Raw genomic sequence first — 15,173 nt, 5'->3', positions numbered from 1 at the left:
GGAACGCTCAAGATGCTTCATCGTACACCCGATGGCATGGGCTTGCCCCAGCTGCCGTGCGCAGGCGGCGGGCTGCTGAGCCTATGCATCTTGGCAAATCCTTTAATTTATTTCATATCATTCATTGTTCTTTCTCAAATACACTATAGCAATCTTGTTTGTCTGAAACTTCATTTAGGGGCAGGGCAATGACGGCGATACCTTCGGCAAGACCTTCGTATATCTATCAGGGCGGTTCGGTGATGATGCACTCGCCGCTGCAATTGAAACAGTCGGAAATGTACGGCTATTTCGTCAGGGGCGACCTGGCCAAGCTGCAGGCCACCGTGAATACCACCCTGAACCAGGTAGCGGGCAGCAAGATGACCCTGAAAGCCCTGTCGCCGTACGTGATGCTGACGTTTACACGCGTCAACCATGCCGATTCGGCCAACCCCGTCGACCAGGCCAAGGGCTGGATCACGGAGGTCGATATCGTCACCTGGATCATGGTCGGCCAGATGGATGAACACGGCAAGCTCGCGCATATCTACTGGTATCCGTGCCACATTTTTGTGGATGACGCCATGGCCCTGATCAACGGGCGCGAATTGTTCGGCTATCCGAAATACCTGTGCGACTACGAGATTCCCGCCGCCGGCAGCGAGCCGCTGCGCTGTTCCGTCGCGGCCAAGGGTTTCCAGCATTTTTCGCCGGAAACGAAACTCGCCCTGCACCCGCTGCTCGAAGTCAATGCCACCGTGCAGACGGGGCAGCACAAGAGCGTCAACAGTTTCCTCGAACTTATCGAGCAGGCATTCCAGATTTTTCTCTCCATCCCCGATTTCTTCGACATGGACCAGGCCGGCTGGGCCGATATCCTGTCGCTGCTGCGCAACCCGCGCATCGACCAGATATTCCTCAAGCAATTCCCCGACAGCGCGGGCGTGAAAGCCGTGTACCAGGCCCTGGTGGCCGCGCCGGCCGAAATCAACCGCCTGCACAGCGCACGCCTGCTCGGCTATGAATACGAATGCACGGTGCACGCCTTCGACAGCTTCCCGCTGGACCAGACCCTGGGCTTGCAGCTGGGACCGCAGGCGGCGATATTGCCGTTCAATGTGAACTTCGACTTCACGGCCATGCCGGGCGAGGAGCTGGTCGACAATTCACGCATCGCGCCGGAAAAGATCGCCATCCTCGGCGGCGGCGTGGCGGCCATGACCACCGCGTATTATTTGACGAACCAGCCGGGCTGGCAAAACCGGCATGCCATCACCGTCTATCAGCTGGGCTGGCGTCTGGGCGGCAAGGGCGCCAGCGGACGCAATGCGCAGGCGGGCCAGCGCATCGAGGAGCATGGCCTGCACATCTGGTTCGGCTTCTACGCCAACGCCTTCAGGATGATCAAGGAAGCCTACGCCAGCCTGGAACGCCCGCCCGGCGCGCCGCTGGCCACCTGGCGCGACGCCTTCAAGCAGCACGATTACGTGGCCCTGTCGGAAGACGTCAAGGGACAATGGCGCAACTGGTCCATCGTCTTTCCCACCTTGCCGGGCGAGCCGGGCGAGGGCGGCGAAGACATCACCCTGTGGCAGATGGCCATCGCCATGGTGGGCTGGATCGAGCAGTGGATCCGCCAGATCCGCCAGGTGGCGGACGCCGACGCGCGCATTGTGCGCGCCAGCGCGCAGCCAGGTGACGGCGAAGGCGTGTGGCCGGGCTGGCTGCGCCGCCTGGCTGACGAAGTGGTGGGGCAGGCCGATGAACTGGGGCTGGACGTGGGCCTGTCCGTGGGCGCGCTGGCCGCCCTGGTGGCCGACCTGGCGCCGGACTCCACGCGCCACGACCAGGCCCGCCACCAGCTGCTGGCCAGCACCCTGAACGGCATCCGCGGCTGGCTGCGCCTGCGCTACCGCGCCCTGATCGATGGCGACGACGAATTGCGCCGGCTGTTCACCTGCCTGGACCTGGGCATCACGGTCATGAAGGGCATGTTCGAGGATGGCGTGTTCAAGAACGGCTTCGACGTCATCAACGACATCGATTTCCGCGCCTGGCTGCGCAAGCATGGCGGCGACGAGCAATTCAGCGTCAATTCGGCCCCCGTGCGCGGTTTTTACGACCTGGTGTTCGCCTACGAGGGCGGCGATTTCGCCAAGCCGAACATCGAGGCGGGCACCTTGCTGCGGGCGATGGCGCGCATCGGCCTGGCCTACAAGGGCGGCATCATGTTCAAGATGCAGGCCGGCATGGGCGACACGATTTTCACGCCGCTGTACGAAGTGCTGCGCAAGCGCGGCGTGGAATTTAAGTTCTTCCAGCGCGTGGAAGAACTGGTGCCAGGCGCGGGCGACATCGACAGCATCCGCATCACGCAGCAGGTGCAATTGAAGGACTCCGCCGCCGGCTACGCGCCGCTGGTGGACGTGAAAGGGCTGGCGTGCTGGCCCAGCGCGCCCGACTATGCGCAGATCGAACCGGCCCAGGCGACGCTGCTGCAGGAGCAGGAAGTCAACCTGGAATCGTACTGGAGCGGCTGGCCGCAGCAGTACCAGCAGGCGTTCGGCCGGCAGCTGCCCGCCACGGTCTTGAAGAAAGGCGTCGATTTCGACAAGGTGGTGTTCGGCATTTCCATCGGCTCGCTGCCGGCCCTGTGCCCGCAGCTGCTGGCGCAAAGCCCGGCCCTGCAACTGACGGCCGAGAAGGTGAAAACGGTGGCCACGCAGGCTTACCAGGTGTGGCTGAACAAAAACCTGGCGCAGATGGGCTGGACCACGCAGCCGAAGGGCCAGCAGCCCGTGCTGTCGGCCTTCACGGAGCCGTACGACACGTGGGCGCCGATGGATCAACTATTGGCGCACGAGGACTGGCCGGCGGGCCTGGAGCCGAAAAACGTCTCGTATTTTTGCAGCGCCTTCCCCGTCGACAGCTACCCGCCCGTCACCGACACGGATTTCCCCGCCCGCTGCGCGGCCAGCGCGAAGCAGGGCGCGCTGCACCAGCTGGAACGCGAGATCGGCGCGCTGTGGCCAGAGGCGGGCGCGCCGGGCGCGTTCCCGTGGCAATGGCTGGTCGACGCGAAGGCTGGCACGGGGCCGGCGCGCTTCGACAGCCAGTACTGGCGCGCCAATGTCGATCCGTCCGAGCGCTACGTGATGTCGGTGGTGGGCAGCACCCAGTACCGGCTGGCCACCGACCAGTCGGGCTTCAGCAACCTGTTCCTGACCGGCGACTGGATCAGGACGGGCCTCAACGCGGGCTGCGTCGAGGCGGCCGTGATGGCCGGCATGCAGACCGCGCGCGCCATGACGGGCTATCCGGCCGTGATCCAGGGCGAGACGGATTTCTAGGCATGCAGCGCCTGATGCCGTTGTGTCTTGTCCTTGTCCACCTGCACGCGGGCGCCGCGCCGCCCGGCGCCATGGTGCTGTGGCCAGGCGCGCCGCCCGGCGGCGCGGCGTCGGGCCCGCAGCGCGCCAGCGCCAAAGGCTCCATCACGCAGGTGGAGCAGCCTTACCTGATCGCGCACCGCCCGGCGCAGCCGAACGGCACGGCGATCCTGCTGGTCAGCGGCGGCGGTTATGCGCATATCGAGGCGGGCAAGGAAAGCGGCCCCGCCGCCGCTTGGCTGCAAGCACAGGGCGTCACGGCGTTTGAACTCGTGTACCGTCTGCCGCAGGAAGGCGGTGGCGCCAGCGCGCCGTTCCAGGACGGCCAGCGGGCCATGCGCGTGATCCGCGCGCGCGCGGCCGAGTGGCGCATCGACCCGGCGCGCATCGGCATGCTGGGTTTTTCCGCCGGCGCGCACCTGGCCGGCATGACGGCCGTCCAGCCGGACGCCGCCCTGTATGCGCCCGCCGATGCGATCGATGGCGTCTCGGCGCGGCCCGATTTCGTCGTGCTGCTGTACCCCGTGCTGACCATGGAAGCGCCGTTCGACACGACGCATGCGAAGAAGCAGCTGCTGGGAAGTCACCCCACGCAGGCGGCGCGCGATGCGCTGTCGGTGGAGCGCCACGTCGATGCGCGCACGCCGCCGATGTTCATCGCTCAGGCGCTGGACGACCCGATTTCACCGCCCGACAACAGCCGCTTGATGGGCGCTGCCCTGGACCGCGCGGGCGTGCCGTTTGAACTGCACCAGTTCCGGCACGGCGGCCATGGCTGGGGCCTGGGCAAGCCGGACAGCGAACCGGCCGCGTGGCCGCAGCTGCTGCTGGCGTGGCTGCAATCGCATGGCTGGATGCCTCAACCTGCGGGCTGATCTTCCAGATCGCGCCGCGCCACGTCCAGCGCCGCCCGCAGCTGCGGCAGGAATTGCTCCACGTTGTCGAGCTGGCCGTTCGAGGCCAGGGTTTCCATCTGGTGGCACAGGCCGTGCAGGGTGGGACGACTCAGGTAGCCGGCGCTGCCTTTCAAGGCGTGGAAGGCAGCTGCCGCCGCGCTGGCATTGCCATCGCGCACGGCGTGGCAAGCCAGGTCCAGGCGCCGCGGCGCTTCCGTCAAGAACGCTTGCGCGATGCGCTGCAAGTGCTGCGCCGACAGGCCTGCCAGCGGCAGGATGTGCACGGGCGCCGTCATGGGATCGGCCGGAGCGACCGGCTCGCCGGCGTCGGCCAGGCCGAACTGGCGCGCCAGGGTGTGGTCCTCGGTGGGCGCGGCCGGCGGCAGCGCGTGGCCGCGCGCCAGCAGCAGGTCGATGATGGCGTCGATTTTCTCGAACAGCAGCGCCTCGTCGACGGGCTTGCTGAGGAAGTCGTCCATGCCGGCGGCCAGGTAGCGTTGCCGGTCATGTTCGCTGGCGTTGGCCGTCAGCGCGAGGATGGGGATGTGCGCGTCGGGAATGGGGAACTGGGCATTGCCGCCGTCGCGGATCAGGCGCGCGGCCTGTTCGCCATCCATTTCGGGCATGCGGCCATCCATCAGCACGCAATCGTAGGGGCCGGATCCCAGCGCGCGCAGCGCCTGTTCGCCGTTTTCCACGATGGTCACGTCATGGCCCATGCTTTCGAGCAGAGTGCCGATGATGATCTGGTTGGTGCGCACGTCTTCGGCGCACAGGATGCGCAGGCGGCAGGTATGGCGCGCCTGGCGTGCCGGCCGGCGCGCGTCGGCTGCCGGCGCGCTGCCGGGCGTCAGCGGCAAGGTGAAATGGAAGCGCGAGCCGATGCCGACCCGGCTTTCCACGCCGATCGCGCCCTGCATCAGTTCGACCAGTTCCTTGCAGATGGCCAGTCCCAGGCCCGTGCCGCCGTAGCGGCGCGTGGTGGAATGGTCGGCCTGCTCGAATTTCTGGAACAGGCGCGGCAAGGTGTCCGCGTCGATGCCGGGACCCGTGTCGCTGATGATGAATTCGATCTCGCTGCGGCCGTCGCCGCGCGGCGGCGTGCGGGCGCGCCGCACTTCCAGCAGCACTTCGCCATTGGCCGTGAATTTCAGCGCGTTGCCCAGCAGGTTGATGAGGATCTGCCGCAGGCGCGTGGGGTCGGCGCGCACGTAGCGGGGCAGGTCCAGCGCCAGTTCGCGGCGCAGCAGCAGGCTCTTGGCATCGGCCTGGCCCTGCACGATGCCGGCCGCGTCACCGATCAGCGCCAGCAGGTCGAAGTCCACCGTCTCCAGGGTCAGCTTGCCCGCGTCGATCTTGGAAAAGTCGAGGATGTCATTGAGGATGGTCAGGAGCGACACGCCATTGTGCAGGCCGATGCGCAGGTATTCCTGCGTGCGGCCCTTGACGGACTGGTCGCGCAGGGCGAATTTCAGCATGCCGATCACGCCGGCCAGCGGCGTGCGGATGTCGTGGCTCATGGCGGACAGAAAATCGATGCGGTGGCGGCTGACCACTTCCGCGTGCTCCTTGGCCTTCAGCAGGGCGTCGTTGCTGAGGGTGAGCGCCAGGGTGCGTTCCTGCACCCGCTGTTCCAGGTTGTTGCGCAGCAGGCGGATCTGGTCGGCCAGGGCAAAGGCCAGCAGCAAGCCGTCGAAGGTGCCGCCCAGCAGGGTCACCAGCTGGGCGTTGGCCACCATGGCCGGCATCAGGCCCAGGTTGGCCGGCAGGATCAGAAAGCCGGGCAGCATCAGCGCGACGAAGGCCAGCACGAAGAAGCGCGCCGGCTGGTAGCCGCGGCGCCAGACGACGATGCCGCAGACCAGCGCCAGCAGCATCCAGATGCTGATGGCGATGGTGGCCAGCGTGTGCGCATACGACAGGGCGAAGAAACAGCTGGGCAGCAGCAGCAAGGGCAGCGCCAGGTTGACCTTGCTGAGACGGTACAGCAGAAGCGAGTAGTCGCGCAGGCGCAGGAAATGCATGTAGAACAGGGTGCTGAAGACGGGCAACAGGAAAAATGGCACGTAATGCAGCTGCAGCTGGTGCCAGTCGAACAGGTCGGCAAAGACGTGGAAGGTCATGGCCCAGGCCAGGCCATAGGTCAGCACGTACAGCGCGTAATACGCCGAGGCCTTTTCCAGGGTGATGGAAAAGATGAAGAAATTGAACAGGCCCAGCGCCAGCAGGGCGCCGATGGACGCCACCATCAGGAAGTTTTCCTTGCCCACCAGCTTGCGGTAGTCGTGCTGCGTCTTTACGCCGAACATGGGGGCGCGCGCGTAGTAGGGGCTGGAAAAGCGGATCAGGATGTCGTACGTGGCGCCCGGCGCCAGTTGCACGTTCATGCCGTAGTGCAGCAAATATTCGTGCGGCCGCTGGTAGCCCGTCAGCAAGATCCGCGGCGCCGTGTGCGCCCCGGGGCCATATACGTGCAGGTCGACCAGGTCGATCAGGGTGTCGTTCGGGTCGATGACCCAGGCCGCTTCGCTGCTGTCGTTGCGCACCTGCGCATGCAGCCAGTAGGCGCCGCCGAACAGGTCGACCTGGTCGGCCCGGCGCTGGCGCGCCAGCCAGGCGGGCAGGGCGGCGGCATCGGCAGGCGCGGCGTCATTTCCAGCGAGAAACAGTTGCCCGCCTTTGCCCAGGTGAGCGATGCCTTGCATGCCCAGGGGTAAGGGCGCCGCCTGCGCCGCGCCCGCCAGGCCCAGCAGGCCGAACAGCAGGCCGAGCACGAGCGCCCAGCCGCATAGCCAGGCGCTGACGCGGGCGCTGGAAGCGCGGTGGCGGGAGGGGGGCGGGTGGGCTGGCATCGATGGGTTGGGTGATGGTCGCGCGGGAAAGGGCGGCAGCGCCGTTTGCTGTGGAGTGCCCATTTTAATCGACTCTCGGTGACACACGGGCAATTTCATGTCCTGCCCGCATGGCGCCCGCTCCGGTATCATGGCGCCTTTGCCCGCGAGATCATCATGCTCAGTCCCGACCAGTTCCTGGCCTTCCTGGCCGCCGCCGTCCTCATTACCGCCAGCCCCGGCCCCGACAACCTGATGGTGCTGGGCGTGGGCATGTCGCGCGGGCGCCGCCAGGGCATGGCGTTCGGCCTGGGCTGCGCCCTTGGCTGCCTCACGCACACCGTGCTGGCGACCATCGGCGTGTCGGCCCTGCTGGCCGCCTCGCCCGCGGCTTTTACGGCGCTGAAAGTGGCCGGCGGGCTGTATCTGGTGTGGCTGGGCATCGGCGCCTTGCGCAGCCGCGGCGGCGCCAGAGTCGATGGCGCGGCCGCCTTGCCCGACGAATCCTTGCTGCGTTTGTTCGGCAAGGGACTGTTTGCCAACAGTATCAATCCGAAAGTCGTGCTGTTTTTCCTCTCGTTCCTGCCGCAGTTCATCGTCGCGGGCCAGGGCGATGCCAGCTGGCAGACGGCGCAGCTGGGCCTGGTCTTCACGGCGCAGGCGTGCGTGCTGTTCGGCCTGCTCGGCTATTTTTCCGGCGCCGTCGGATTGTGGCTCAACCGCCGCCCGCGCGCCGGCCTGTGGCTGGACCGCGTGGCCGGCACCATCTTCATCGGTCTCGGCTTGCGCCTGATCCTGGCACGCTGACCTCTTGCCGGGCGGTGATGCGGAACGCCAGTTCCATCTGGTCCTGCACGGCCATGGCGCCGCCCAGGACGGCGAACGGCACGATGCCGAAGTCGCTTTGTTTCAGCAGCAGGCTGCCGCTGGCCTGCAGGCTGCGCCCATCGGCCGCTTGCTCGATCCGCACGGGCAGCCGCACCGCGCGCGTCACGCCATGCAGGGTGATGTCCGCATCAAACACCTGCTTATCGCCCGAGCGGCGCGCCTCGATGCTGACCCACGGATAGCGTTCCGCCTCGAGCACGCGCACCAGCATGTTGTGGCGCGTGCCGGCGATGGCGTCGGCCGACGGCGTCGTCGTCAAGCCGGCCGCCCGCCGCAGGCTTTCCTCATCCACGCTCATCTCGTCGAGCCGGAAGCGCAACTGCGCGCGCCCCGGCGCGGGCGCCACCACGCCCTGCAGGCTGCGGCTGGCCACCACGTGGTCGTGCCCCAGCCGCGCCAGCGCGCCGCCACGGCGCACGGTGATGGTCAGCAGCGATTCTGCGGGCGCGATGTGCAGCAGGTACATGCCTTGCCGCTGCCACGCGGGCGCCGGCACGGCGGCAGGGGCGGCCGGCGCGGAAGCGGGGGCAGGAGCGGGCGGCAAGGGCGTGCAGGATGCCAGCACGGCGCAGGCGAGCAGAAACGTGGTGCGGATGGCTGAAGGCGGGCGGTGGTTCTGGGTGGGCATGGGTAGACGGGACAAGGGCGATGGGAGAATAGTACGTGATCCGCGCGGTGGCGCGCGTGCAATGTTAGAGCTACGTCATAAGGCGGTCATATGCCGCTGTTATGATGCTTTCGTTGGCACACAGCATGCGGTGCGCAAATCACTACGTTCCGGGAGCGATAGGATGCAGGCATGACTCAACAGCTTAGCCGGTGAGCTCAACCATCGGCACCAGACATGTAAGATTTGTTTTACAGCAATGATCGCAGGGCAGGGCAGGGGAAATGCAGGAATCGGCCGGGGATTTAATGAAGTCCTAAGCCTGTCTCGACGAAGGGCTGGCATAGTGGATACATGGCGCACGGAAACCCCGAGCGCAAGGTTGCCGGACACCTCAATGACCGGCACGATTTCCACTTTTTCATGTGTTTTCCGTTTTATCCCTGCGCTCTGAAACAGCGTTTCAACCGGCTACCGCACCTTGCGAAGCCGGTTTTTTTTGCCTGTGTTTTCATCACTTCCCGGCGCCGCGGCGCCGGGAAAGCACTTAACCCGCCTGTTTTGCCAGCCACGCATCGACGGCCGGCAGCCGTTCGGCGCGCAGCTTGATGCGGTACTTGATGCCGGCCACGGAGCTGTCGGCGTCGCCGCGCGCGCCGGCCGGCAGGTGCGCCTGCGCGTACGCTTCCAGCTTGGCGATCATGTCCGGCTGCGCCGACGCGGCGGCCAGGCGCGGGAAGTAGCGGCTGCGCGAGCTGGCGTCGATGCGCGCATTGACTTGCTCCAGGTGCGCCAGCGCGAAGTCGAAGGCCAGTTCCGGATGCGTGCGCGACACGCGCGAGATCATGGCCGGGCTGTTCGTCACGCCCGGTTCATCCGTCAGCGCCAGCGCCAGCGCGCGCCGCGCCAGGACGGGATCGTCGCTCGAGGCCAGCAGGTCGTACAGCTGGTTCTTCACCAGCGGCGTCTTTTCCTGCCGCGCCCTGGCGTGCAGCTGCTCCCAGGTGGCGGCGTCCGCATGCTGCGCCACCACGCCCAGGATGGTGCGGCGCAGCGGCGCGGGCATGGCGGCGGGGTCTTGCTCGCTGGCCGCATGGCGGCGGCGCGCCTCGGCGATCACGCCAGGCTCGCCCATGTCGCCGAGGATGGCGATCAGCTGGCCGCGCAACGTCGCCATGCTCGAGGCTTCGCCCGCGCGCGCTTCCCAGCCCGTCTGCGCCATCATCGGCGCCAGGCGCGCCACGGCAAAGCGGCCGAAGGCCTGCTGGCGCGCGGGGTCGCCGGCGTACTGCTCATACAGGCCGTTCAGCGAGGCGGCCACCTTGCCCAGCACCTGCGGATCGGCCGACAGGGGCGTCGCTTTCACCAGTTCCAGGAAATCGGCCAGGTTTTGCGCGCCCGCCAGGCCCAGCGACTGGCTGTCCGCCAGCAAGCCCAATTGGTCGATCGGCGCCAGGCGCGCGAAGCTGCGCGCCAGCGCGCGCGTGTTGGAAGGCGCGTACACGGTGCGGTAGTAGCCGCTCTGGTCCGCGTTCACCAGCAGGGCGCCGCAGCCGGGCACGTTCAGGGTCGCCTTGCCATTCCTGACCAGCACCGTGGCCAGCTTGCCGTTGCCGACCGTCGAGGCGATGACGGGCACTTTCCACGACAGCGGTTTCTTGTTCGGCTGGTCCTTGGAAAATTCCGTCTGCGTCAGGTGCACGCGCGTATTGCCGTTCCTGCACACGGCCTCGCCCACCGTGATCATCGGCACGCCCGGCTGCAAGGTGAAATCATGGGCGATGGCGCTGACGGGCTTGCCGGCGGCCGCATCGACTTCACGCCACAGGTCGTCGGACACCGTATTGCCATACGCATGCTTGCGCATGTAGCTGCGCACGGCCGTGCGCCACGTGTCGGCGCCGACATACGCTTCGAGCATGCGGATCACCGCCTCGCCCTTTTGATAGGTGATGCCGTCGAAGGCCTGGCTGGCCTGCTCCACGGTGGCGATGCGCTGCACCACCGGGTGCGTGGTGCGCAGCGCGTCCTGGCTCATGGCCGACTCGCGCCCGCCCACGCTGGACAGGGCCGTGTTCCACTCCGGGTGCAGACGCTCCGTGGTGCGGCTTTCCATCCACGACGCGAAACCTTCGTTGAGCCACAGGTCGTCCCACCAGCGCATGGTGACCAGGTCGCCGAACCACTGGTGCGCCATTTCATGCGACAGGGTGGTGTAGATGTTTTCCTTGTCGGCCTGGGTCGAGATGGCCGGGTCGAGCAGCAGGCCATATTCGAAGGTGAAGACGGCGCCCCAGTTTTCCATGGCGCCGAAGAACTGGCTGCGGCCCGGCGCGGCGATGTTGTCAAGCTTGGGCAGCGGGTAGCGCACGCCGAAATAATCGTTGTATTCGCGCAGCAGGGCAGCCGACTCGTCGAGCGCGAAGCGGCTTTGCGCCAGCGCTCCTTTCTTCGTGATGACGCCGATCTCCGTGCCGTCGGCCATCGTTGTCGCCCGCTCGAAGTCGCCCAGGCCGAAGAACAGCAGATACGTCGACATGCGCGGCGTGGTGGCGAAGTACACGTGCTTCATGCCATTGCCCAGCTCTTCGCTGCTGGCGATCGGCATGTTACCGACGGCCATCTGGCTGCTCGGCACGACCACGTCGAGCGCGAAGGTGCCCTTGTAGTCCGGTTCATCCCACGATGGCAGCATGCTGCGCGCGTCGGAATTTTCGAACTGCGTGTACAGCGCGCGCTGGCGGCCTTGCGGCGTGTCGTAGTCGAGCGAGAACAGGCCCGTGGCCTGCGTGCCGATCTTGCCGCTGTAATCGATGCGCAGCAGGTACTCGCCCTTCGTCACGGGTTCGGCGAAATGCACGGTGGCCGTCTGCTTGTCCGCATCGAACTCGATCTTGCGCGTCACCTGCTTGCTGCCGCCCGCGCCTTCGATGGCGGCGGCCGCAAACGCCAGGTTCAAGGCATTGAAGGTGATGCTGGCAGTCGGCGCGTCGACGGCCACCTTGATGGCCACCTCGCCCTTGAAGGTAGAGGCGGCGGCGTCCGGCGTGATCGAGACGATATAGTGCAGGGGCGTGACGCCGCGCGGCAGCTGCGTGGTGGTCGTGGCGGCGTGGCTGGCCGAGGCGTACCTGGCGGCGGGAGCGGCGTTGCCCGCTTGAGGAACGCCAGCGGCGGCGATGGAAGCCAGTGCCAGGACGGCGGCGGCCAGTTGGCTGCGCCGGAAGCGCGGAGTCGGTGTGCGATGCATGGTATGCCCTTGGTGCATGGATAAAACGCCCGCCAGCCGGATAGGCTGCGGGCGTCGATGACGTGTGGGGGACATCGCTGGAACTGGCGGCCAGCGTTCCCGTACAGCAATCTAAGGTGAAACGGGGGCAAAGTCAACGCGCCACAGGCGCCGCACCATGCCGGTGCGCTGGTATGATGGACGCCTGACTGTACTGCCGCAGGCGAGTCCCGCAGCGGATTGGCCGCCACCATAACGAGACGAGACCCAAGCACATGAAACTGACTATCAGCCCCCGCACGCCCAATCCGCGCCGCGTCACCATGTTCATCGCCGAAAAGGGCATCACCGGCATCGAGGAAGTGGCGCTCGACCTGATGGCGGGCCAGCACCGCGATCCCGCCTTCCTGGCGAAAAACCCGCTGGGCCGCGTGCCCGTACTGGAACTGGACGACGGGCGCGTGCTGACCGAGACGCGCGCCATCTGCACCTACCTGGAAGGCTTGCAGCCGCAGCCCAACCTGATGGGCGAGGGATTCGAGGAGCGCGCATTTATCGAAATGGCCGACCGCCGCGTGGAACTGCACCTGTTCAGCGCCGCCGCCAACTGGGCGCGCCACGGCCACCCGGCCCTGGTGGCGCTGGAAAACCCGCAGTTTCCCGATTTCGCCACGGCGCAGGCGGGCAAGCTGCGCGAGACGGCGCAATGGCTGGACCAGGTGCTGGCCCACCAGCCCTACATCGCCGGCGAGCGGTTTACGATTGCCGACATCACGGCCTTCTGCGCGCTGGAATTCGTGCGCGGCCTGATGAAATACCGTCCGGGCGCGGAAGGGTTGCAGAACTTGCAAGCCTACCGCGACCGTATCGCCGAGCGGCCCAGCGCGCAGGCAAGGTAAGCAGTGCCTGCGGGCCGCGTCGACAATGTTGTCGGCTTACGCCCGTTGGGCTAAGCCGACCTACGCCGGCCTACGCCGACCTACGCCGGCCTACGCCGACCTACGCCGGCCTACGCCGGCCGACAGCCCGGTAGGTCGGATTAGCGGAACGCGTAATCCGACATCACCACTTACTTCAGCTGCTCGTGCAGGAAGGTGTAGGTCAGCGCCCACATCAGCGCCTGCTGGTCGTTGTTGGCGGCGCCCGCGTGGCCGCCTTCCGTGTTTTCCCAGTACAGCACGTCGTGGCCTTGCTCTTCCATCTTCGCCACCATCTTGCGCGCATGGCCGGGGTGGACCCGGTCGTCGCGCGTCGAGGTGGTCAACAGCACGCGCGGATACTTTTTATCCTTGAAGACGTTCTGGTACGGCGAGTACTTGCTGATGTACGCCCATTGTTCCGGTACGTCCGGGTCGCCGTATTCTCCCATCCACGAGGCGCCGGCCAGCATCTTGTTATAGCGGCGCATGTCGAGCAGCGGCACCTGGCTGACGACGGCGTTGAACAAATCGGGACGCTGCACCAGCACGGCGCCCGTCAGCAGGCCGCCATTGCTGCCGCCCATGATGCCCAAGTGGCGCGGGCTGGTGACCTTGCGCTTGATCAGATCCTGCGCCACCGAGATGAAATCGTCATACGCGCGCTGGCGGTTTTCCTTCAGCGCCGCCTGGTGCCAGCGGGGGCCGAACTCGCCGCCGCCGCGGATATTCGCCAGCACGTACACGCCGCCTTTTTCCAGCCAGGCCACGCCCGTGGTGCCGCTGTAGCTCGGTTTGAGCGACACTTCGAAGCCGCCATAGCCATACAGCACCGTGGGGTTGCGGCCGTCGAACTTCGTCTTCTTGTTCATGATGGCGAAATACGGCACTTTGGTGCCGTCCTTCGACGTCGATTCGAACTGCTCCACCTTGTACGGCGCCGCATCGTAGTAGGCGGGCAGCGACTTGATTTTCGTGCGCTTGTCACTGCCCGCCGTGGCCAGGTACAGGGTGGTCGGATTGAGGAAGTCGGTCACCGTCAGGAAGTACTGCTCCGAGTCGACCGGGTCGAGCGCGCTGACGGCCAGGGTGCCCAGCTTCGGCGCATCGACGGCGCGGCGCTGCCACTTGCCGTTCACGTGGCGCAGTTCCGTCAGGCGGTTCTTGACCTTGTCCAGGGTGGTGACGAGGATGGCCGATTTGGTCGCCGTGACATTGTCCAGCGACGACGTGGCCGTGGGCGCGTACAGCACTTCCAGCTCCTGCTTGCCTTGCATGAAGTCCTTCAAATCGGTGGCCAGCAGCGAGCCTTGCAGGTAGGTCTTGCCGTTGACTTTCCAGTCCGAGCGCAGGGTGATGATCAATTGATCGCGCACGGTGAAGGCCGTCGCGTCGTCCGGCTTCGGCACTTTCTTCAGGTCCGCGCCGTCGCGCAAGAAGGTTTCGCCGCTGTAGAAATCGATTTGCCGTTCGATGAACTGGTGCTCGTGCCCGGGCGTGAAATCCTTGTAGGCGCCCGCGCTCAGGTCGTCGGGCTTGGCTTCATACAAGGTGTGCGCTTGCGCCAGCGGCGTGCCGCGCTGCCACTCTTTGATGATGCGCGGGTAGCCGGAGCTGGTCATCGAGCCGGGGCCGAAATCGGTGGACACGAACAGCGTGTCCTGGTCGATCCAGCTGGCGCTGCCCTTCGCTTCCGGCAGGCTGAAGCCGCCGTCGACGAAGGCGCGTTTGGTCACGTCGTATTCGCGCACCACCTTGGCGTCGCCGCCGCCGCGTGACAGGGAAATGAGGCAGCGTTCGCCCTTCGGATACAGGCAGGAGGCGCCGCCCCAGACCCAGTTTTCATGCTCGCCGGCGGCCAGCTGGTCGAGGTCGATCACGGTTTCCCATGCCGGTTCCGCCAGCTGGTACTGCGCCAGGGTGGTGCGGCGCCAGATGCCGCGCACGTGCTGGGCGTCGCGCCAGAAATTGTAGTAGTACTCGCCTTCCTTGCTGACGTAGGGAATGCGTTCCTTCGAGTTGAGGATGGTTTTCAGGCGCGCCTGCAGGGCCGGGAAGCCGGGCTGGCTTTCCAGTTCCTTCGTGGTGACGGCATTGTGCTGTTTGACCCAGGCCAGCGGCTTGTCGCCGAGGACTTCTTCCAGCCATAAATGGGGATCGGTGTTGGCGGCGGCAGGGGCGGGAGCTTGCGCATGGGCAATGCCCGCTGCGGCCAGGCCGAGCAGCATGCTGCCGGCGAGAGTGCGATATGACGACATGGTGGGTTCCTGGTTGGTCCGATGGAGGCCGTGTTGCAGGCAAAACGGCGCAGCCATGGTGCCATGGATTGCTGTGAGGAACCAGTGTGATGTAGATATTAGTGCAGCTTTAGCATGTATTTCCTATAATATTCGCTGTTGGATCGCCTGGCCGTATTTTCTGCGGCCCGGTAATG

At 66.1% G+C, this 15,173-nt stretch carries 8 protein-coding genes; 4 read left to right on the top strand and 4 right to left on the bottom strand.

From position 1 onward, the window contains the following. Positions 1-188: 188 nt before the first annotated feature. Positions 189-3,332, top strand: a complete 3,144-nt coding sequence (locus tag AC0V2Y_RS26260; RefSeq protein WP_475415917.1) for an NAD(P)-binding protein — start codon at positions 189-191, stop codon at positions 3,330-3,332. 2 nt (positions 3,333-3,334) lie between these two features. Further along, positions 3,335-4,246, top strand: coding sequence for an alpha/beta hydrolase (locus AC0V2Y_RS26255; RefSeq protein ID WP_475415916.1), 912 nt, complete (start codon positions 3,335-3,337; stop codon positions 4,244-4,246). Here the strand turns inward: AC0V2Y_RS26255 and AC0V2Y_RS26250 are convergent. Beyond that, a complete protein-coding gene (locus tag AC0V2Y_RS26250; protein WP_475415915.1) occupies positions 4,231-7,119 on the bottom strand; it encodes a hybrid sensor histidine kinase/response regulator in 2,889 nt (962 codons plus the stop codon). The genes AC0V2Y_RS26255 and AC0V2Y_RS26250 overlap by 16 nt on opposite strands. A 156-nt stretch (positions 7,120-7,275) precedes the next feature. Between AC0V2Y_RS26250 and AC0V2Y_RS26245 the strand changes: the two genes are divergently transcribed. Next, complete coding sequence (locus AC0V2Y_RS26245; protein WP_475415914.1) at positions 7,276-7,905, top strand: LysE family translocator; 630 nt, start codon at positions 7,276-7,278, stop codon at positions 7,903-7,905. Here the strand turns inward: AC0V2Y_RS26245 and AC0V2Y_RS26240 are convergent. Both AC0V2Y_RS26240 and AC0V2Y_RS26235 read right to left on the bottom strand, forming a co-directional pair. Continuing rightward, positions 7,868-8,614 (bottom strand): YceI family protein, encoded by a 747-nt coding sequence (locus tag AC0V2Y_RS26240; RefSeq protein WP_475415913.1) that lies wholly within the window; start codon positions 8,612-8,614, stop codon positions 7,868-7,870. The genes AC0V2Y_RS26245 and AC0V2Y_RS26240 overlap by 38 nt on opposite strands. Before the next feature lie 526 nt (positions 8,615-9,140). Next, positions 9,141-11,843: a M1 family metallopeptidase gene (locus AC0V2Y_RS26235; RefSeq protein ID WP_475415912.1), complete on the bottom strand. Its 2,703-nt coding sequence runs from the start codon at positions 11,841-11,843 to the stop codon at positions 9,141-9,143. Positions 11,844-12,097: 254 nt separating this feature from the next. Between AC0V2Y_RS26235 and AC0V2Y_RS26230 the strand changes: the two genes are divergently transcribed. Beyond that, entirely contained in the window at positions 12,098-12,721 is a 624-nt protein-coding gene (locus tag AC0V2Y_RS26230; RefSeq protein WP_475415911.1) for a glutathione S-transferase family protein, read from the top strand. Positions 12,722-12,891: 170 nt separating this feature from the next. Here AC0V2Y_RS26230 and AC0V2Y_RS26225 read toward each other — a convergent pair whose 3' ends face one another. Further along, positions 12,892-14,997 carry a prolyl oligopeptidase family serine peptidase gene (locus AC0V2Y_RS26225; protein ID WP_475415910.1) on the bottom strand — a complete coding sequence of 702 codons (2,106 nt, stop codon included), beginning with the start codon at positions 14,995-14,997 and terminating at the stop codon, positions 12,892-12,894. Between the last annotated feature and the right edge of the window lie 176 nt (positions 14,998-15,173).

The sequence above is a fragment of the Janthinobacterium sp. BHSEK genome (assembly GCF_056174685.1).
This window is presented reverse-complemented; position numbering and strand designations above follow the sequence as displayed.